Origin of the sequence: Nocardia sp. N2S4-5, assembly GCF_044628355.1 — a bacterium.
In the GTDB taxonomy this organism is placed as follows: Bacteria; Actinomycetota; Actinomycetes; order Mycobacteriales; family Mycobacteriaceae; genus Nocardia; species Nocardia wallacei_B.
In genome coordinates, this window is record NZ_JBIUPM010000001.1 from 6,731,419 (window position 1) to 6,749,600 (window position 18,182).

Sequence of the window (18,182 nt, forward strand, 5' to 3'; positions counted from 1 at the left end):
AAAGGGTTGGGGGAGCCTCGATCCCATGTACGGCATTCGAACTCGCGAACAGCTACTCGCAGCGGGCGTCGCCGCGTCGACCATCGATGACCGATGTCGCCGCGGCGTTTACACCCGGGTGCTGCCCCGCGTCTACTGCGTGGACCGGCTCACCACACTGGCGCGCTGTGCCGCCGTGGTGGCGTGGATGCCCACCGCCACGCTGAGCCATCGCACCGCCGCCTGGTTGCGACAAATGGCCGACGAACCGGACGTCGTCGAGGCGACGATCCCGCGGCACGCGCATCGGGCGACACCGGACTGGTTGCGGCTGTACCGGCGTGACCTACCCCCGGCGGCGAGTGACGAGGCGTGGGGACTCCCGATCACCAGCCGCGCGGTGACCCTGCTCGACTGTGTTGCGGTACTACCCGAACTTGCCGCGGGCCAATTGGTGGACAAATGCCTGGGCGGCCTCGTGCCGCCCGAGGAGGTGCTCGAACTGGGACGCTGCGGCGCGCACGGCTCACCTGTCCTACGTCGGCAATTGCGGGAGGCCGCCTGCAAGGCGGCATCGGAACCGGAGCGGCTGTTCGCCCGCGCGATGGCTCGCACGCGAATCAAGTTGGCGCCGAACCATCCCGTGGGACCGTACGTGTGCGATTTCGTCCACACACGATCCCGGACGATCGTCGAGATCGACGGCCGGGAGTTCCACTCCGACCACGACGTCTTCCGGCGCGACCGCCGACGCCAGAACTGGCTGCTGTTGCACCGCTGGCTCGTGTTGCGATATGCCGCCGCCGACGTGTTCAACGATATGGATCACTGCGTCGACGAGGTCGTGGCGGTCATCAGGAATCGTCGCCGGAAATCGTGATCCGGCCTGGGCGGACACGGATCGGCGCGAAGTGGCGAGGATTGCCGTGTGCGGGCGGATTGTGTCCGTGCAGGCCGGGCGGCTAACTTCCGTGGAGCAGGCGGCGGGTGCGTTCGTACCGGGCGCGGATCTCCTGACCTGGGCCGTCGGTAGGGGCTGGGAATTCCTGGGCGGGAGGTGCGGCCCACGACGGTGGTTCGGGGGTGGCGGCGAGGGCCCAGGCGGCTTGGCGGGCCGCGCCGAGGGCGACGTATTCCTGGGGTTCCGGGACGGCGACGGTGAGTTCGAAGATCTGGGCGGCGATCTCGGCGACCAGGCGGTTGGCTGCCGCGCCGCCGATGAGCAGCACTCGGCGGGGGCGGATGCCGTCGGCCCGGAGGCGGTCCAGCGCGTCGGCGAGGTTGCACAGCATGCCTTCGATGCCCGCGCGGGCCAGGTGTTCCGGGGTCATGTTCGACACGGTGAGCCCGTGCAGGGTGCCGGTGGCGTCCGGGAGGTTGGGGGTGCGTTCCCCGGCCAGGTAGGGCAGCAGCGTGAGGCCCGCCGCGCCCGGGACCGACTGGCGGGCAAGGCGTTCCAGCTCGCGCAGGCCGACACCGGCGAGGGCGGCCGTCCGGTCGAGCACCCGCGCGGCGTTCAGCGTGCACACCAGCGGAAGATAGGCCCCGGCGGCGTCGGCGAAGCCGTTGATCGCCCCGTCGGCATCGGCGCTGGGATGTTCGGCGCGGGTGAAGACCGTCCCGCTGGTACCCAGCGACACCACCACGTCGCCCGCGCCGATGCCGAGACCCAGTGCGGCGGCGGCATTGTCGCCGGTGCCCGCCGCCAGCAGCAGGCCGTCGGACGTGTGGCCCGCCGGTTCGGCGGGACCGAGCACCCGGGGCAGTTCCGGTAGGCGATCCCGGAAGGCCAGGGCGACAAGGTCTTTCCGATACTCGCCGGTACTCGGCGACCAGTAGCCGGTGCCGGAGGCGTCACCGCGATCGGTGGTCGGTTCGAGGTCGGGGGTGCCGCCGCGCAGTCGCCAGGTGAGGTAGTCGTGTGGCAGCAGTACCCGCGCGACCCGATCGGCGTGCGCCGGTTCGTGATCGGCCAGCCAGCGCAATTTGGCGACGGTATGCGCGGCGAGCGGCACGATGCCGACCGCGTCGGCCCAGGCCTGCGGCCCGCCGAATTCGGTGACCAGGTCCGTCGCGGCCTGCGCGGAGCGCGTGTCGTTCCACAGCAGCGCCGGTCGCACCGGAGCACCGGCGGCATCCAGCGCGACCAGGCCGTGCTGCTGGCCCGCGACCGCGATCGCCGACACCCCGTCCAGCAGCCCCTCGCGCGCCGACCGCAGCGCCCGCCACCACGCCTCGGCGGGGACCTCGGTGCCGTCCGGATGCGGAACCTTGCTGTGCCGCAAAATCTTTCCGCTGTCCGCCGCGCACACCACGACTTTGCACGACTGCGTCGAACTGTCGACCCCGGCTACCAACATCAGCTTCACTTCCTTCCACGGCGCACCGCTGCCCGGATCGCCGGCGGGACGATGTCGACCCGCGCCACCGGCTCATCCTCGGCCATCACGCTGCGCCCATACGCTCACCTTGCACTATGCCGGTATTCGCCGAATCACCGCGATATCGCCGAACGCCGACGGCCGGTGACCGATCGATGCTGATACCAGAGTGCGGTGGTCGCGATATCGGCGCGATCGAGCGGCAGGTAGCAGCCGTCGTCGCGCCATCCGAGCGCCTGGACGGTGACGCGCAGGCTCCGGTCGAAGCAGATCGGGTCGCGCACGTGCCAGCGGTACATGCCGAATTGCTGTTCGGGCTGATAGATCCGGTCGTCGGGCAGGGCCTGCACGAAACCGAGATACGGGGTCGAGTAGGTCCGGTAAGTGTCGCCGAGGTCGAAATTCCAGGCGCCGCCGAAGTAGTCCTCGGTGCCGGTGCCGCAGATGGTCGGGAATTCGGTGTCGCCGTCGAGATAGAACTTCACCTCGCCCTCGCCCCACCAGCCGGGCGCGTTCGGCGCGATCGCCAGATAGGTGCCGACGTAGCGGCCCGGCCCGGGCACGTCGTCCAGCACGGTGTGCACGGCCGGACTGCCGAGGGGATTGCACCGCCGCCACCGCGCGTGCAGGTAGCCCGCCGAGCGCGGTACCTCCTGCTCCAGATAGGTCAGCTGGTAGTACACCGGCACCGGCTCCGCGCCGCCGTTGTGCAGGGTGACCCGGGCGTGCGCGCGAAACGGCATGGGCCAGAAGCTGTTCAGCCCGCCCGCGGCCGCGACCACCACCATTTCCGAATTCACCAGCGCCAATTCGTCCCACGCATTGCAGAAGAACGCGCCCAGCGGCACGTCCACGGCGGGCTCGGCCTCGTCGTCCCAGTACATGCGCAGCCGCAGCCGGCTCAGGGCGGTGCGATCGGTGGTCAGCCAGAAATGCCGGATGACGCCGGGCCCCGCGACGTCGGCGAGCGTGGCCGTCTCGCCGGGCGCGAGGTCGATCGAGGGCGACACCTTCCACCCGACCCCCAGCTCACCGGCCGCGGCCACACCCGTCCCGGTCGCCGCGCGTCCCCCCGCCCCCGGCGCCCCCGTAGGGTTCTCCGGACTGATCGAGCGGGTACGTCCCTGGTCCAGCCGCCATAGTTCGTGCACCATCGGGATTTTGACATGCCACCCACCCCGCGCGGTCACGATTCGCCACCACAAACCCGAACCCGCCCGAGGAATACATGCGGCACGGGTATGTCGCGCGGCGCGTCGAGAAGTTCGTCCGCATGGCAGGTACGCCGGGCTGCGCGTCGAGGCGGGTGTGGGTTCGCGGGAACGCGTCGACAGGGTGATGGAGCGGCTTGGGCGGGGCATAGGGTGGATGAACTGACGGACGTTGTGTGTTCGATTCATCGACGTGTTCGATACATCGACCGAGGAGGCCCCACCGTGCGGATCGGCATCTTGCTCAACGAACCGACCGGACCCGACGCGCTGCGCCGGATCACCGACGACCTGGCACAGGCGGCCGAGGAGGGGTTCGATTCGGCGTGGCTGTCGCACATCTTCGGCATCGACGCGCTGACCGCGCTCGCGGTGGCGGGGAGCCAGGTGCCGGGCATCGAGCTGGGGACCGCCGTCGTGCCCACCTATCCGCGGCATCCGGCCGCCATGGCCCAGCAGGCCCGCACCGCGGCGCTGGCGGCCGGCCCCGGGCGGCTCACGCTCGGTATCGGCCTCTCGCATCAGGTCGTCATCGAGAACATGTTCGGCTACGGGTTCGAGCGGCCCGCCCGGCACATGAAGGAATATCTGTCCATTCTGCTGCCGCTGCTCGAGGGCGAAACGGTCTCCTATCAGGGCGAGACCCTCAGTGCCAATCTCGCCCTGAGCGTCCCGAACGAGGGCCGGGTGCCGGTCCTGGTCGCGGCGATGGGCACGCAGATGTTGAAGCTGGCGGGCCGCCGCGCCGACGGGACCGTGCTGTGGATGACCGGCCCGGCCACTATTCGCGACCACATCGCGCCGACCATCACCGCCGCCGCGACCGAGGCCGGTCGCCCGGCGCCGCGCGTGGTCTGTGCCCTGCCGGTGCTCGTCACCGACGATGTCGACGGGGCGCGGCAGTCGGCGGCGGAGGTGTTCGGCGCCTACGGCTCGCTGCCGTCGTATCGCGCGATGATGGATCGGGAAGGCGCGGCGGGCCCGGAGGACCTCGCGATCATCGGTTCCGAGGAGCATGTGGCGGCGCGGCTCCGAGAGGTCTCCGAGGCGGGCGCCACCGAGTTCTACGGCGTGGTGTTCGCCGGTGGTGACGCGGCCGCCCGCACCCGCAAACTCCTTGCCGGACTTGCCGATTGAGGTAACGACGATGGCACGGCGCGCCCGGGTGGACGATGTGCACGAGCTGGCACAGGCGATGCCGCACGTGACGGTCGAGTACGGCCCGCAGGGCAACGCGATCTACCAGGTCGGACGCAAGTCGTTCATCTTCTTCCGGACCCCGCGACCCGACGCGTTCGACCCCGCCACGGGCGAGCGCTTCGCGGATGTGATCGTGTTCTGGGTGCCCTCGGAGTCGGACAAACTGGCGTTGGTGCAGGATCCGGCCTCGCCGTTCTTCAGCACACCGCATTTCGACGGTCATCTGTCGGTGTTGTTGCGGGGCAGCCGGATCGGTGAACTCCGCGTGGACGAACTGACCGAGGTCGTCCAGGACGCCTGGCTGTGCCGCGCCTCGCCGACGCGGGCGAAACGCTGGCTGGCGGAACACGAATGACCGCGGAGCCGGTGTTGACCTCGAGCGTGGTTGAGGATGCACAGTGAGGGCATGACGCAGACCGCAGAGTTCTGGAACACCGTTTACGACAACGACACCGCGCCGTGGGTCATCGGCGAGCCGCAGCCGGCGATCGTGGCGCTCGAACGCGAGGGCCGAATCAGCGGGCGCGTGCTCGACCCCGGCACCGGCGCGGGGGAGCACACCATCATGCTCACCCGGCTCGGCTACGACGTGCTGGGCGTCGACCTGGCGCCCAGCGCCGTCGCCTACGCTCGTCGCAACGCGGCCGAAAAGGGGGTTGCCGCAGCACGATTCCAGGTCGCCGACGCGGTGCGGCTGGGTCGCGAGCCCGCGGCCGCCGCGGAACTCGGGGTGTTCGACACCATCGTCGACAGCGCGCTGTTCCACATATTCGGCACGGAACCCGAGACCCGTGCCGACTACGTGCGCGCCCTGCACACGCTCGCCAAGCCGGGCGGATACGTGCACGTGCTGGCGCTGTCGACCGCCGAACCCGGCATCGGCCCGCGCATCAGCGACACGGTGATCCGCGAATCCTTCGGCGCGGGTTGGGAATTGGAGGACCTCCAGCCCAGCAGCTACCGTGGCCGCGTCACCGGACTGGTCGCCGCGGAGGTCGAGAACCTCGACCTGAACCCCGCCGCCGACGGCATCATCGACACCGCCGCCTGGCTGGCCCGCATCCGCCGCCTCTGATTCCACGCTGCATCCTGCGGCCGCCACAGGGCGGGCAACGGACCCGTCCACAGGACGGTTCCAGACCGCACCGTGCGGCTGCTACGGGCAAGCTGGCGGGTGCCGTCCGCAGGCGCAGTTCGAGACTGCGTTGTCTGTGGGAGCTGAGAATATTCCGTGAGGGTGCGGGGAGGGCTCAGTGCCAGCGTTGGTGGTGCGGGGAGAGGGCGCGTCCGGCTTCGTGCGCGACCTCCAGCACGACTCGCGCCAAACGGTCGAAGCTCATGGCGTCGGCCCGGCCGGACAGCGAGAGTGCCGCCGGTGCCGTGCCGCGCGCTCGCAACGGCGCTGCGACGCAGGCGATTCCGGCGACCGCCTCCTCGCGATCGACCGCCACGCCCTGGCGCAGCCGGATCTGCGCCAGCTCCCGGCGCAGGGCGTCGGGCTCGGACACGGTGCGCGGGGTGAGGCGGGGCAGCCGGGCACGCAGCGCCGCCTCGGTGATGCCGGGTTCCAGCGCCGCCAGCGCGGCCTTGCCCAGCGCCGTGGCGTGCGCGGGCATCCGGCCGCCCAGCCGGGTGGGCAGAGCGGTGGCGAACCGGCCGCCGGCCTTGTCCAGATAGACCACGTCACGGCCGTCCAGCACCGCCAGATGGCCGACCATCCCGGTGCGCTGGGACAGCTCGTGCAGCAGCGGGCCCACCGCGTCGCGGATCTCGTTGTGATCGGCGGTCAGCCCGCCCAGCTCCAGCGTGCGCATTCCCAGGCGGTAGCCGCCGGTCGTGTGCGCCAGCCAGCGCAGACGGATCATCTGATCCAGGATGCGGTGCACGGTCGAGCGCGGCAGGCCGGTGCGTTCGACGAGTTCCAGCAGCGTCAAGGTGGGCGTGGTGACGTCGAACGCGTCGAGGATCAGGGTCATCCGCTCGATCATCGAGACGGGGAGCGCGTTGCGGTTGTCCGTCGCGTGGCGCTGGGCGGGAGTGGAGCGTTCCGCGGGCGGCACGGTGACGGTCATGGGTTCCTCCGTTGTTCACGTGGAGTCTAGAAGTACACCACCGCGGCATGTGGAATTTCACAGTTTGTGTTTCCGGTCACAGCGCGGACCCGTCTCGTATGTATCAGCTCGCGGCGGAATCGTTGCCGGTGAACATGACTCGCACCGAGACCGGCGTGGTCTGCAACGCGGCGAAGCCGGCCGCGGTGAGCGGGGCGAGCAGCGGATGCGGAGCGAATGCGCGAGCGCGGGCGACCACGTCGTCGTCGGGCCGCAGTTCCGCCGTCCCGGCGTACCACCGGTCTCCGCGCCGCAGCCGCACCCGCGGATTCGCGCGCACATTGTTGCCCCACCCCGACCGCATGCCGTGCTGGCAGATGATCCAAGCCCCCTCGTCGTCGAACAGCACCGACACCGGTACCCGCCGCGCCTGCCCGGACTTACGCCCGATGGTCTCCAACTCGGTGGCGAAGGCCGACCGCACCCCCAGCCGATCCAGCGCCCGAAAGGCCGGATTGACAACGTAACGCCCCACGCTCCGCTCGATACGGAACTTGCGCGCGAGCGCCTCCGGACGACCCGCGCGGGCCCCCTCGCCGCGCCCGCTCCCGCCGCGCTCGGCCTCATTGCGTCCCATCGCGCTGCGCCAGAGCCTGCTGCGACGGGGTCTGTCGTGACGCAGGTCGCTGTGCCCGAAACCATCGTGTTCGTGGCCTCGGTCGCCTTTTCCGCCGCGCCCCGAGCCGCCGCGCCGCGGCCGGAACGCGTCGATTCCGTTGCGCCGCACCATCGTCAGGGCGGTTTGCCAGGGTGAGCGAGACAGGTCCGGGTCGGATCCGGCGCCGAGGCGATGGAGTTGGTCGGTGTGCCATTGCAGGTCCAGCGCGCCGTCGACGGTTTTCATGCTGTCGCCGGCCCATCGGCCGCGTAGTCCCAGGGAGATCACCGGGGGGTGGAGCGCGGCGGCGTCACCGCTGAGGAGATCGGCTGCGGCGCTGGGGAATACGGCCGCGGGACGGCCCAGGCCGACGGCGTCGCAGGCGCCGCTGCCGACCGCGGCCGACATGGCCGCCCGCGAGCGGAAGCCGCCGGTCACCGCCAGCGGCACCGCGCCTGCCGAGCGCCGCACGGTCTCGGCGTACTCCAGGAAGTAGGCCTCGCGCGCCCGCGTGCTCGCCGACGTACCGCGCGCCCGGCCCATCATCGCGGGCGATTCATAACTGCCGCCGCTGATTTCGATCAGGTCCAGTCCTTCGGCGGCCAGCGCCTCGACCACCGCCCGCGACTCCTCCTCGGTGAAACCACCGCGCTGGAAGTCGGCGGAGTTGAGCTTGATGCCCACCGCGAACCCGGGCCGTACTGCCGTGCGGATCGCCCGGGCCACCTCGAGCACGAACCGCCTGCGTCGCTCCGCGTCACCGCCCCATTCGTCGGTGCGTCGGTTCGCCAGCGGCGACAGGAACTGCGACACCAGGTAGCCGTGCGCGCCGTGGATCTGCACGCCGTCGAATCCGGCCGCCTCCGCGACCCGGGCCGCGGTAGCGAAACGCGTTATCAGGTCGGTGATTTCGGTGTCGGTCAGCGCCCGCGGCACGGGCAGGCCCGGAATACCCGGCGCGACGGCCGAGGGCGCCACCGGCCGGTTGCGGGTGGCCAGCGGATTCGCCTGCCGCCCCGGATGATTCAGCTGCATCCAAACCGGTGTACCCCCGTCCTCGGCCGCCTTCGCCCATCGGGTCAGCTCGTCCAGATGCCGTTCGTCCTCGATGACGACATTGCCCGGCTCCCCGAGTTGCGTGCGGTCGATCATCACGTTGCCGGTCACGATCAAGCCGAAACCGCCTGCGCCCCAGCGGGTGTACAGGCGGTGCAAGCGCTCGTCGGGGCCCAGTCCGGCATCGCCGAGCCCTTCGCTCAGTGCCGCCTTCACGATCCGGTTGGGCAGCGTCTGCCCGCAGGGGAGGGGCAGTGGGTCGTGCAGGGTCGCCATCGGAATGCTCCTCCGTCGCGGTAGACCGATCGGTTTAGCAGCACGGTAGTACACCGATCGGTCTAGGGCAAGGTAGGCTGGTCGCGCAGGGCGGACGGAGAGGAATCGGACCATGGGCGCTCGGGATCGGCTGATCGACAGCACCGTCGATCTGATGCGCCGCAACGGGGTCGCGGGCACCGGCATCGCGCAATTGCTGCAGCACAGCGGCATCTCGCGGCGATCGGTCTACCTGAATTTCCCCGAGGGCAAGGCGGAGCTGGTCGCCGCCGCCACCAGATCGGCCGGGCAGGCGGCGAGCGTGCTGATCCGCAAGCTCACCGCCGGAGCGGACCTGGCCGCGGCGGTGGCGGCGTTCCCGTCGCTCTGGCGCGACACGATGGTGTCGAGCGATTTCACCGCCGGCTGCCCGATCGTGGCGGCGGCGCTGGGTCGTACCGAGGCGCCGGCGGCGGCGGACGCGGCCGGCGCGACATTCGCCGACTGGGAGCAGATCCTCGCAGAGCGCCTGCGCGCGGAGCGGGTGGATCCCGAGCGCGCGCTGTCGCTGGCCACCACCATCGTCGCCGCGATCGAGGGCGCCGTGGTGATGTCGCTGGCCACTCGCTCCGCCGAGCCGCTGGAACGGGTGGGCGCCCAGCTGTCGGATCTTGTCGCCGGATACACCCGATAGCCGGAAGTCTCAGTCCGGCCGGACCGCTCGGTAGTAGGTGACCCGGCCCAGATGGCGGTGCCGCCGCGAATCCACCACGGTGCAGTCGAAACCCGCGTCGCGCAGCAGCCGCGGGATCCCGTCGCCGAGATTCCCGGCGATGTGCTCCTCGCGCAGCATCAGCCGGGCCGCGAGCCCGTCGGCGGGCGTCATCGGGCCGCCGACGTCGACCACATGCAGCCGCCCGCCGGGACGCAGCACCCGCAGTGCCTCGGCGGCCAACGCCTGCTTGATGTCGGTGTCGAGGTGGTGCAACATCAGCGAGGACAGCACCCGGTCGAATTCGCCGTCGCCGTACGGGAGTTCCTGAGCGTAGGCGCGTTCGAAGCGAATGCCCCGTTGCCCCTGTGCCTTTCGCTCGGCGCGGGCCAGAGCGCGAGGATCGGGATCGGTTCCGATCACCTCGGCGGCGGGGCGGGCGCGCTTCGCCCGCAACGTGAGATTTCCGGTCCCGCAGCCTATTTCGAGAATGCGATGGTCGTCGCTCAGGTCGGCCTGGTCGACCAGTCGCTCGTGCAGCCGGGGCGCGCCTAGCAGGCGGGTCAGCAGATCGTAGGCGGGCAGGAAGGCGTCGCGGCCGGCGGCGGGCAGGTAGTCGTGCCGGTTACCCATGGCGGTGGTGACGGAATGTGGACGATGTTCGGTCATGTGATCCATGGTGAACACATGTGGCCGCGGGTAGTTGGGTGATACTCGGCGAAAATGGGACTATCTTCGGTGGCGTGCGCGAGTCGACCAGAATGGTGGGCCACCGGCGTGGTGTGCCCGTGTACGACTACCGGACCGACAACGCCGTCCCGCCCGTGTCGCTGCTGCGTTTCGGCGCGGTCGACGGCCACACCATGCTGTTGCGCGACGGCAGCGCACCGGGCGTGCGGCGTGAAGTGCGCCCGCACATCCACGACTTCCCGGTGCTGTTCTATGCCGACAACGCCGTCGTGTACGTGATCGGGGCCGGTCAGGTGGTCGATATCGCCGCGGCCCGGACCGTCGGCAGCGGGGTCGGGGTGTTCTTCGACCCGTCCGTGCTGGATGACGGCCGGGCGTCGTGGCCGGCCTGGCGGTCGCATCCGCTGCTGTTCCCGTTCCTGCACGGCCGGTCCGGTGGGCTGCTGCGGCTCGAGGTGCCCCCGGCTCGCCGCCCACTGTGGGACGGCGCGATCGCGGCGATCGAGAACGAACTCGCCGACCGGCACGAAGGATATCGGCAGGCCGCCTCGGCACACCTGACCCTGCTGCTCATCGATCTCGCCCGGCTCGCCGCCGACGTCGTGGGCGACCTGCGGCGCAGCGGCGAGCCCCTGCTGGCCGAGGTATTCGACGTGATCGAGCGGCGGCACGGCGGACCGCTGTCGCTGCGCGACGTGGCGCGCGCGGTCGGCATGACGCCCGGACACCTGACCACCGTGGTGCGCCGCCGCACCGGCCGCACCGTGCAGGACTGGATCGTCGACCGGCGGATGGCCGAGGCGCGGCGGCTGCTGGCCGAGACCGAACTGCCGGTCGCCGAGGTCGCCCGCCGGGTCGGCGTCGCCGACCCCGGATATTTCACCCGGCTGTTCCATCGCACGCACGGCGCTCCGCCCCGCCGGTGGCGCGCCGCGGCCGAGAACCTGTCGTGACGGGACCGAAATCCGACGTGCCCGGGCCAGGGGTGGGCAACTAGCCTGTCTCCCATGAAGATTCTGGTCACCGGAGCCACCGGGAACATCGGTCGGAAAGTGGTCGATCATCTGATTGCGCTGGGGGCGGACGACATTCGCGCCCTGTCCAATCACCCCGAACGCGCCGAGCTACCCGAGGGCGTGGAGGTCGTGCGGGGGTATCTGCGTCGGGTGTCGACGCTGTCCGCGGCACTCGAGGGTGTGCAGCGGATGTATCTGGCGCCCGTGTTGGAAACCGTCACCGAGGTGGTGGAGCTGGCGCGGCAGGCCGGTGTCGGCCGGATCGTCGACCTGTCCGGCGACGAGACCACCGACTGGCAGCCGATCGCCCGCGCGGTCGAGAAGTCGGGCGTGCCGTGGACGCACCTGTACGCGGGCGAATTCATGGAGAACACGACGATGTGGGCGGAGCAGGTGCGCACCACCGGCACGGTGCGCGAGCCGTATCCCGAGTCGGCGAACGCGCCGATCGCGATGGACGATATCGCCCGCGTCGCCGCGACGATCCTGACCCAGGACGGTCACGACGGCATCGCCTACCCGCTGACCGGCCCCGAAACCCTCACCAGGGCGGAGCGAGTCCGGCAACTGGGCGCGGCGCTGGGACGGGACCTGTCGTTCGAGACCGAGTCCCGGCAGGAGACGATCGACCGGCTGCACCCGGCGATGGGCGAATTCGCCGAGTGGTACGTCGACGGCCTCGCCGCGATGGTGGAGCACCCGCAACAGGCGACGACCGCCATCGCCGACCTCACCGGCCGCCCCGCCACCACCTTCGCCGAATGGGCCGCCGCCCACGCCGATCAGTTCCGCTGAGCCCGGGGCAGCGCCGACTCGACCTCGGCACGACTCGGAATCGCCGCGCTGGCACCGAGTTTCGTCGTGGCCAGGGCGCCGGCGGTGCAGGCCCAGGCGAGGGCGGCGGCCGGGCCCTCGTGCCAGTGCGCGGCGAGCGCGCCCGTGAACGTGTCTCCCGCGCCGGTGGTGTCGACCACCTCGACCCGGACGCCCGGATGAGTCACCTCGCCTTCGGGTCCGCGGTACTCCGCACCCGCCGCGCCGCGTGTGACGACGACGTGCGCCACGCTGTCGAGCGGCGCGGCCAGTCGTTCGGCCTCGCCCGCGTTCACCACGGCGATATCCACGGCGGACCAGAGTTCGGCGGGAAGATCTTGCGCGGGTGAGGGATTGAGTAGCACCGTCGTTCCCGCAACGCGGGCGTGCCGGGCGGCGGCGAGTACGGTCGGCACGGGAATCTCCAACTGGCACAGCAGGATGTCCGCCGCGGCGACGGCCGCCAGATCGGCCGGGCCGAGTTCGGTCAGTGCCGCGTTCGCGCCCTCGACGACGATGATGGTGTTCTCGCCCGTTTCGTCCACCACGATCGAGGCGACGCCGCTGGGCCCCGGCGCCGAGCGCAGCTGCCGCGTCCCCACACCGGCGTCGTCGAGCACCTGGCGCAGCACCGGCGCGAACAGGTCGGCGCCGACCGCCCCCACGAACTCGACCTCCGCCCCCGCCCGCCGCGCGGCGATCGCCTGATTCGACCCCTTGCCGCCGGGCACCATCTCGAAGCCCCGGCCCAGCAGCGTCTCACCGGGCTCCGGCCGCCGCCCGGTCGTCGTCACCAGATCCATGTTGATGCTGCCCACCACCGCGATTCGCGCCATATCCGCACAGTAGGCTGATACCCATGACTGCTCCCACTGCCACCGATCAGGACACCGTCCGCACGGTGGTGCACGACGCGGCGCGCCGCGCCCGGGTGGCGTCGCGAACGCTCGCCCAGCTCACCACCGAACAGAAGAACACCGCGCTGCACGCCGCCGCCGACGCGCTACTGGCCGCCGCGGATCGCGTGCTCGACGCCAACGCCGAGGACCTCGAGATCGCCCGGTCCGCCGGCACCGAGGAGTCGCTGCTCGACCGGCTGCGCCTGACCGCGGCCCGGGTCGACGGGATCGCCGCGGGGCTGCGCCAGGTCGCGGGCCTACCGGACCCGGTGGGCGTGGTGGTGCGGGGTTCGACGCTGCCGAACGGGCTGGAGATCCGGCAGGTGCGGGTGCCGCTGGGCGTGGTCGGGATGGTGTACGAGGCGCGGCCCAACGTCACCGTCGACGCGTTCGGGCTGGCGTTGAAGTCGGGGAACGCGGCGCTGCTGCGCGGCTCCTCCTCCGCCGCTCGCTCCAATGCCGCGCTCGTCGAGGTGCTGCGGGAAGCCCTTGTGGCGCAAGAACTTCCCGAGGACGCGGTGCAGCTGCTGCCCAGCGACGACCGCTCCAGCGTCACTCATCTGATCCAGGCACGCGGCCTGGTCGACGTGGTCATCCCGCGCGGCGGGGCCGGCCTGATCAACGCCGTGGTCCGCGACGCGCAGGTACCGACCATCGAGACCGGCACCGGCAACTGCCACGTCTACGTGCACGCCGCCGCCGATCTGGACATGGCCGAGGCGATCCTGCTCAACGCCAAGACCCGCCGCCCCAGCGTCTGCAACGCGGCCGAGACCGTGCTGATCGACGACGCCATCGCCACCATCGCGGTGCCCCGGCTGATCGAGGCGCTGGAACGGCACGGCGTCACCGTGCACGGCGACCTGCCCGGCCTGATCCCGGCGAACGACACCGACTGGGGCGAGGAGTACCTGAGCCTGGACATCGCGCTCCGGGTGGTCGCCGACCTGGACGCGGCCGTCGAACACATCAACACCTGGGGCACTGGGCACACCGAGGCCATCGTCACCGGCGACCTGGCCGCCGCCCGTGAGTTCGGCAACCGGGTCGACGCGGCCGCCGTCATGGTCAACGCCTCCACCGCGTTCACCGACGGCGAGCAGTTCGGCTTCGGCGCCGAAATCGGCATCTCCACCCAGAAGCTGCACGCCCGCGGCCCCATGGGCCTGCCCGAACTCACCTCCACGAAGTGGATCGTCTGGGGCGACGGGCAAATCCGCCCCGCCTGACCCGGGTGATGGTTCGCCGCCCGCACACGCGGCGAACGAACAGAGAGAACACGATGACAGACGATCAGTGGTGGAACGCGGCGCCTCACCCGGAGAAGACCCCTCCCGGCGAACAAGACCCGGCCCACCCCGCCGAGCAAGCACAATCCGGCAATCACGGTCTCGCCCAGCCCAATACGCCGGGGGAGGACCAGCCTGAGGGGGCGCCGGAGACGGTGTTGTACGGCGGTCAAGGGCAGCCTGGGGCGCCGGAGACGGTGCTGTACGGAGCGTCGGGCGAGCCTTCTCCGCCCGGGTATTCGGCGGAATACCCTGGGGGACAGGCGAACTACCAGGGGCAGACGCCATTCGGGGTGGGCGGGTACGGGCAGCCGCAGCACTCGGGCCAGGCGCAGTATTCAGGTCAGGCGCCGCATCCAGGCCAGCCGGAGCATCCAGACCAGCCACAGTCTTCGGGTCAGCCGCAGTTTCCTGGTCAGGCGCAGCATCCGGGCCAGCCGCAGTATTCGGGTCAGCCGCAGTTTCCTGGTCAGGCGCAGCATCTGGGCCAGCCGCAGTATTCGGGTCAGCCACAGTTTCCAGGTCAGCCGCAGTATTCAGAACAGGCGCAGCATCCGGGCCAGTCACCGTTTTCAGGTCAACCGCCGTACTCGGGACAGGCGCAGTATCCCTACCAAGGTGGTTATCCGCCGCCGCCCGGCGGTGGGAACAAGGGGCTGCTGATCGGGTTGCTGGCTGCTGGTGTGGTTGTGGTGTTGGCGATCGTGGGGGCGGTGGTGTTCGCGGTGAACCGTGGTTCATCGTCGAATGAGGCGAGTCCGGCGAGCAGTACTCGGTCGAGCGCGCCGCGGACAAGTGGGGTGAAGGCACCGGCACCCGTCGTGCCCGGATACCGGACGGTCGCCGCGCTGAACTACAGGGTCGCCTACGACGTCCCCGACACCTGGACCGTCGCCGCAACGACCACGTACCGGATCGCGGGCACGGCAACGGCTTCGGATGGCGAGAACTATTGCCCCGGTTCGGCCTATCGCACGGTCACGTTCATATCTCCCTCTCCGACAGCCGATCTCGCCGAGGCCGCTCGCACCATGGGGCTGAGCGCGGCCAAATCGGGCTACAGCAATTCCACCGACGCCAGCGCCACCCCGCCGACGGCGCTTACCGCTAAGGGCATGAACGGCAAGGCAGTTCAGGTCACCGGCACATGGCGTCCCTCCCGCCCCGGCTGTACCACTACCACGTACGCCGTCCACACCTTCGCCTTCACCGCACCGAGCGGATCGACCCTGGTTCTGGGCATCGTCGCCGACACCGGCACCACCGGCGAACTCACCCCGTCCGTCGCCCAGCAGATCCTCGGCAGCGTCCGCCCGCTCTGACCGCGGGCCGATAGTGGCAGCGCTTCGGCAACGGAGAATTCTCCCGTCGGCGGCTGCCGCGGCATTCGGTCGTGCCCGGCAACCGGTCCGCGCGTGCGATTCGTAACACCCGGTATCTGCGGGGCACGTCGGATGTGTACCGTCGAACAAGGATATCTATACGGTGCATACCGGTGTGCTCGCGGCCTGCGGGCCGGCGGGCCGTACGGGAGTGGCGGGCCGCTCCGGAGGAGGACCAGTGCAGACCGCAGTGCACGAGCCGATCTTCACGTCGGTGGACGATGTGATCGAGCGGCTGGCGAAGACCGGCTACCTGTCCGACAAGGCGACCGCCACCTCGGTGTTCCTCGCCGACCGGCTCGGCAAGCCGCTGCTGATCGAGGGTCCGGCCGGCGTCGGCAAGACCGAGCTGGCACGGGCGGTGTCCCAGGTCGCGGGCGCCGAACTGGTGCGCCTGCAATGCTACGAGGGCATCGATGAGGCGCGGGCGCTGTACGAGTGGAATCACGCCAAGCAGATCCTCCGCATCCAGGCATCCAGCGAGAACGGCTGGGAGGACACCAAGGCCGACGTCTTCAGCGACGAATTCCTGCTCTCGCGCCCGCTGCTCACCGCGATCCGCCGCACCGACCCGACGGTGCTGCTGATCGACGAGGCCGACAAGGCCGACGTCGAGATCGAGGGCCTGATGCTCGAGGTGCTCAGCGACTTCGCCGTCACCGTCCCCGAACTCGGCACCATCACGGCGGTGCGGCGCCCGTTCACGGTGCTCACCTCCAACGCCACCCGCGAACTGTCCGAGGCGTTGAAGCGCCGCTGCCTCTACCTGCACATCGACTTCCCCGACGAGGAACTGGAGCGGCGCATCCTGGCCAGCCGGGTGCCGGAGCTGGCGCCCGCGGTGTCGGCACAGCTGGTGCGGGTGGTGCACGTGCTGCGCGGCATGCAGCTGAAGAAGCTGCCGTCGGTGGCGGAGTCGATCGACTGGGGCCGGACGCTGCTGGCCCTCGGCCTGAAGGACCTCGACGACAAGACCGTCCGCGCCACTCTGGGCGTGGTGCTCAAACACCGCAGCGACCACCAGCGCGCGCTGGCCGAGCTGAAGCTGGCCTGACCGTGTCCGGCACGCGCGCCACCCGCTCGCTGGTCTCGGCGGCGCTGCGAGGCAAACCGTCCGCGACGGAACCGGAACCCCTTGCGCCGCACGGACTATCGGGGCACCTGGTCGGCTTCGTGGAGGCGCTGCGCGGGCGCGGAATTCCGGTGGGCCCGTCGGAAACCGTCGACGCCGGACAGGTACTCACGGTGGTCGACCTGATGGACCGGGAGATGCTCCGCGAGGGCCTGGCCTGCGCGCTGGTGCGCCGCGCCGCGCAGCGGCCCACCTTCGACGGCATGTTCGACCTATGGTTCCCCGCCGCGCTCGGCGAGCGCACGGGTGCGCAGGAGGTGGAGATCCCGCGTAAGCCCGACGGCGAGGTCGACATCATCGAACTGCGAAAGATGCTGGCGGAGTTGCTCGTTGCCGATCCCACGGGCGAACGGGCGCGGCAGCTGCAGGATCTCGCGGCGCAGATGGTCGAGCAGATGGGCCAATACCGCTCCGCCAACGGACCGTCGTTCTCGGCGTATCAGACCCTCAAGGATCTGCAACCGGAACTGCTGGTGAGCAAGATCCTCGCCGGACTCGCCGCGGGAATGGACAACTCCGACTTCGACAACGAGGTCGCGCGCCGCACCGCGCGGCAGCGCATCAAGGACTTCCGCGGCACCGTCGAATCCGAAACCCGCCGCCGCGTCGCCGAGCGCATCGGCCGCGAACGCGTCGCCACCTACGGCGTACAGCGCCAGGCCGAGGACGCCGATTTCCTGCGCATCTCGGAGAACGAACTGTCCGAACTGCGCCGCGGCAGCGAGCGGCTGGCGCGGGTGCTGGCCTCGCGGCTGGCGGCGCGCCGCCGCAGATCCCGGCGCGGCGAGATCGATCTGCGGAAGACACTGCGCAAATCCATGTCGACCGGTGGCGTCCCGATCAAGCTGGCCGCCCGCAAACCGCGTCCCGGACGGCCGGATCTCGTACTGCTGTGCGATATCTCGGGTTCGGTGGCCGGATTCTCCAGTTTCACGATGCTGCTGGTGAACGCGCTGCGCGAACAGTTCTCCCGGGTGCGGATCTTCGCGTTCGTCGACCGGGTGGACGAGGTCACCGACCTGTTCGACCAGGTCACTCCGCTGGATCAGATAACGCGGCGGATCTTCACCGAGGCGCGGGTGGTCGGCATCGAGGGCCACTCGGACTACGGGACCGCCCTCGAGGGTTTCGCCGAGAACTTCCCGGACGCCGTCACCAGCCGCACCTCGCTGCTGATCCTGGGTGACGCCCGCACCAACTACCGCGACCCGGCGCTGGGCACGCTGGAAGAATTGGTGCGGGTCGCCAAGCACGCCTACTGGCTCAATCCGGAGTCGGAAAAGATGTGGGGCACAGGCGATTCCGCCGCCAAGCGGTACGCCGAGGTGATCGAGATGCACGAGTGCCGCTCGGCCCGCCAACTCACCTCCGTGGTGAGCCGCCTGCTGCCGGTATAGCACTCCCGCGCGGGACATTAGAAGTCGTTAAGCCGCCCGCAAGTGCGGCGGGCGACCATGC

At 70.3% G+C, this 18,182-nt stretch carries 18 protein-coding genes; 11 read left to right on the forward strand and 7 right to left on the reverse strand.

Annotated features, from left to right (window positions below; all coding sequences use genetic code 11):
- Positions 1-25 precede the first annotated feature (25 nt).
- Positions 26-859, forward strand: a complete 834-nt coding sequence (locus ACFMRZ_RS31145; protein WP_400181821.1) for a DUF559 domain-containing protein — start codon at positions 26-28, stop codon at positions 857-859.
- Between the two features lie 82 nt (positions 860-941).
- On the opposite strand, the gene xylB is transcribed toward ACFMRZ_RS31145, so the two are convergent.
- Together xylB and ACFMRZ_RS31155 are read right to left on the reverse strand one after the other, a co-directional pair.
- Positions 942-2,342, reverse strand: a complete 1,401-nt coding sequence (xylB, locus tag ACFMRZ_RS31150; protein WP_400183014.1) for a xylulokinase — start codon at positions 2,340-2,342, stop codon at positions 942-944.
- Positions 2,343-2,473: 131 nt separating this feature from the next.
- Positions 2,474-3,550, reverse strand: a complete 1,077-nt coding sequence (locus ACFMRZ_RS31155; RefSeq protein ID WP_400181822.1) for a glycoside hydrolase family 172 protein — start codon at positions 3,548-3,550, stop codon at positions 2,474-2,476.
- A 246-nt stretch (positions 3,551-3,796) separates the two neighbouring features.
- Between ACFMRZ_RS31155 and ACFMRZ_RS31160 the strand changes: the two genes are divergently transcribed.
- The 3 genes from ACFMRZ_RS31160 to ACFMRZ_RS31170 are packed head-to-tail and all read left to right on the forward strand — an operon-like array spanning position 3,797 to position 5,846.
- The gene (locus tag ACFMRZ_RS31160) at positions 3,797-4,708 is read left to right on the forward strand and encodes an LLM class F420-dependent oxidoreductase (RefSeq protein WP_280273187.1); all 912 of its coding nucleotides are present in this window, start codon (positions 3,797-3,799) and stop codon (positions 4,706-4,708) included.
- A 10-nt stretch (positions 4,709-4,718) separates the two neighbouring features.
- Positions 4,719-5,126 carry an MmcQ/YjbR family DNA-binding protein gene (locus tag ACFMRZ_RS31165; protein WP_400181823.1) on the forward strand — a complete coding sequence of 136 codons (408 nt, stop codon included), beginning with the start codon at positions 4,719-4,721 and terminating at the stop codon, positions 5,124-5,126.
- A 51-nt stretch (positions 5,127-5,177) separates the two neighbouring features.
- Entirely contained in the window at positions 5,178-5,846 is a 669-nt protein-coding gene (locus ACFMRZ_RS31170; RefSeq protein ID WP_400181824.1) for a class I SAM-dependent methyltransferase, read from the forward strand.
- Positions 5,847-6,021: 175 nt separating this feature from the next.
- On the opposite strand, the gene ACFMRZ_RS31175 is transcribed toward ACFMRZ_RS31170, so the two are convergent.
- Positions 6,022-6,843, reverse strand: a complete 822-nt coding sequence (locus ACFMRZ_RS31175) for an IclR family transcriptional regulator (protein WP_342228446.1) — start codon at positions 6,841-6,843, stop codon at positions 6,022-6,024.
- A 103-nt stretch (positions 6,844-6,946) separates the two neighbouring features.
- Positions 6,947-8,812, reverse strand: coding sequence for a nitroreductase family deazaflavin-dependent oxidoreductase (locus ACFMRZ_RS31180; protein WP_400181826.1), 1,866 nt, complete (start codon positions 8,810-8,812; stop codon positions 6,947-6,949).
- 112 nt (positions 8,813-8,924) lie between these two features.
- Between ACFMRZ_RS31180 and ACFMRZ_RS31185 the strand changes: the two genes are divergently transcribed.
- Positions 8,925-9,485, forward strand: coding sequence for a TetR/AcrR family transcriptional regulator (locus tag ACFMRZ_RS31185; RefSeq protein WP_280273183.1), 561 nt, complete (start codon positions 8,925-8,927; stop codon positions 9,483-9,485).
- Positions 9,486-9,494: 9 nt separating this feature from the next.
- Here the strand turns inward: ACFMRZ_RS31185 and ACFMRZ_RS31190 are convergent, their stop codons facing one another.
- Complete coding sequence (locus ACFMRZ_RS31190) at positions 9,495-10,172, reverse strand: class I SAM-dependent methyltransferase (protein ID WP_280368214.1); 678 nt, start codon at positions 10,170-10,172, stop codon at positions 9,495-9,497.
- 74 nt (positions 10,173-10,246) lie between these two features.
- On the opposite strand from ACFMRZ_RS31190, the gene ACFMRZ_RS31195 reads away from it, so the two are divergent.
- The gene (locus tag ACFMRZ_RS31195) at positions 10,247-11,146 is read left to right on the forward strand and encodes a helix-turn-helix transcriptional regulator (RefSeq protein WP_400181827.1); all 900 of its coding nucleotides are present in this window, start codon (positions 10,247-10,249) and stop codon (positions 11,144-11,146) included.
- Between the two features lie 54 nt (positions 11,147-11,200).
- Positions 11,201-12,004 (forward strand): NAD(P)H-binding protein, encoded by an 804-nt coding sequence (locus ACFMRZ_RS31200; RefSeq protein ID WP_400181828.1) that lies wholly within the window; start codon positions 11,201-11,203, stop codon positions 12,002-12,004.
- Here the strand turns inward: ACFMRZ_RS31200 and ACFMRZ_RS31205 are convergent.
- Positions 11,992-12,858, reverse strand: coding sequence for a ribokinase (locus ACFMRZ_RS31205; protein WP_400181829.1), 867 nt, complete (start codon positions 12,856-12,858; stop codon positions 11,992-11,994). The two genes, ACFMRZ_RS31200 and ACFMRZ_RS31205, sit on opposite strands and share 13 nt — an antisense overlap.
- Before the next feature lie 23 nt (positions 12,859-12,881).
- On the opposite strand from ACFMRZ_RS31205, the gene ACFMRZ_RS31210 reads away from it, so the two are divergent.
- Positions 12,882-14,150, forward strand: coding sequence for a glutamate-5-semialdehyde dehydrogenase (locus ACFMRZ_RS31210; RefSeq protein ID WP_400181831.1), 1,269 nt, complete (start codon positions 12,882-12,884; stop codon positions 14,148-14,150).
- Between the two features lie 398 nt (positions 14,151-14,548).
- Here ACFMRZ_RS31210 and ACFMRZ_RS31215 read toward each other — a convergent pair whose 3' ends face one another.
- Entirely contained in the window at positions 14,549-14,692 is a 144-nt protein-coding gene (locus ACFMRZ_RS31215) for a hypothetical protein (protein ID WP_400181832.1), read from the reverse strand.
- A 318-nt stretch (positions 14,693-15,010) separates the two neighbouring features.
- Here ACFMRZ_RS31215 and ACFMRZ_RS31220 point away from each other — a divergent pair, with 318 nt between their 5' ends.
- The 3 genes from ACFMRZ_RS31220 to ACFMRZ_RS31230 all read left to right on the forward strand — a co-directional run bounded on the left by ACFMRZ_RS31220 (position 15,011) and on the right by ACFMRZ_RS31230 (position 18,121).
- The gene (locus ACFMRZ_RS31220) at positions 15,011-15,532 is read left to right on the forward strand and encodes a hypothetical protein (RefSeq protein ID WP_400181833.1); all 522 of its coding nucleotides are present in this window, start codon (positions 15,011-15,013) and stop codon (positions 15,530-15,532) included.
- A 238-nt stretch (positions 15,533-15,770) separates the two neighbouring features.
- Complete coding sequence (locus ACFMRZ_RS31225) at positions 15,771-16,646, forward strand: MoxR family ATPase (protein ID WP_280273175.1); 876 nt, start codon at positions 15,771-15,773, stop codon at positions 16,644-16,646.
- A 29-nt stretch (positions 16,647-16,675) separates the two neighbouring features.
- The gene (locus ACFMRZ_RS31230; RefSeq protein WP_400183015.1) at positions 16,676-18,121 is read left to right on the forward strand and encodes a VWA domain-containing protein; all 1,446 of its coding nucleotides are present in this window, start codon (positions 16,676-16,678) and stop codon (positions 18,119-18,121) included.
- Positions 18,122-18,182 lie beyond the last annotated feature (61 nt).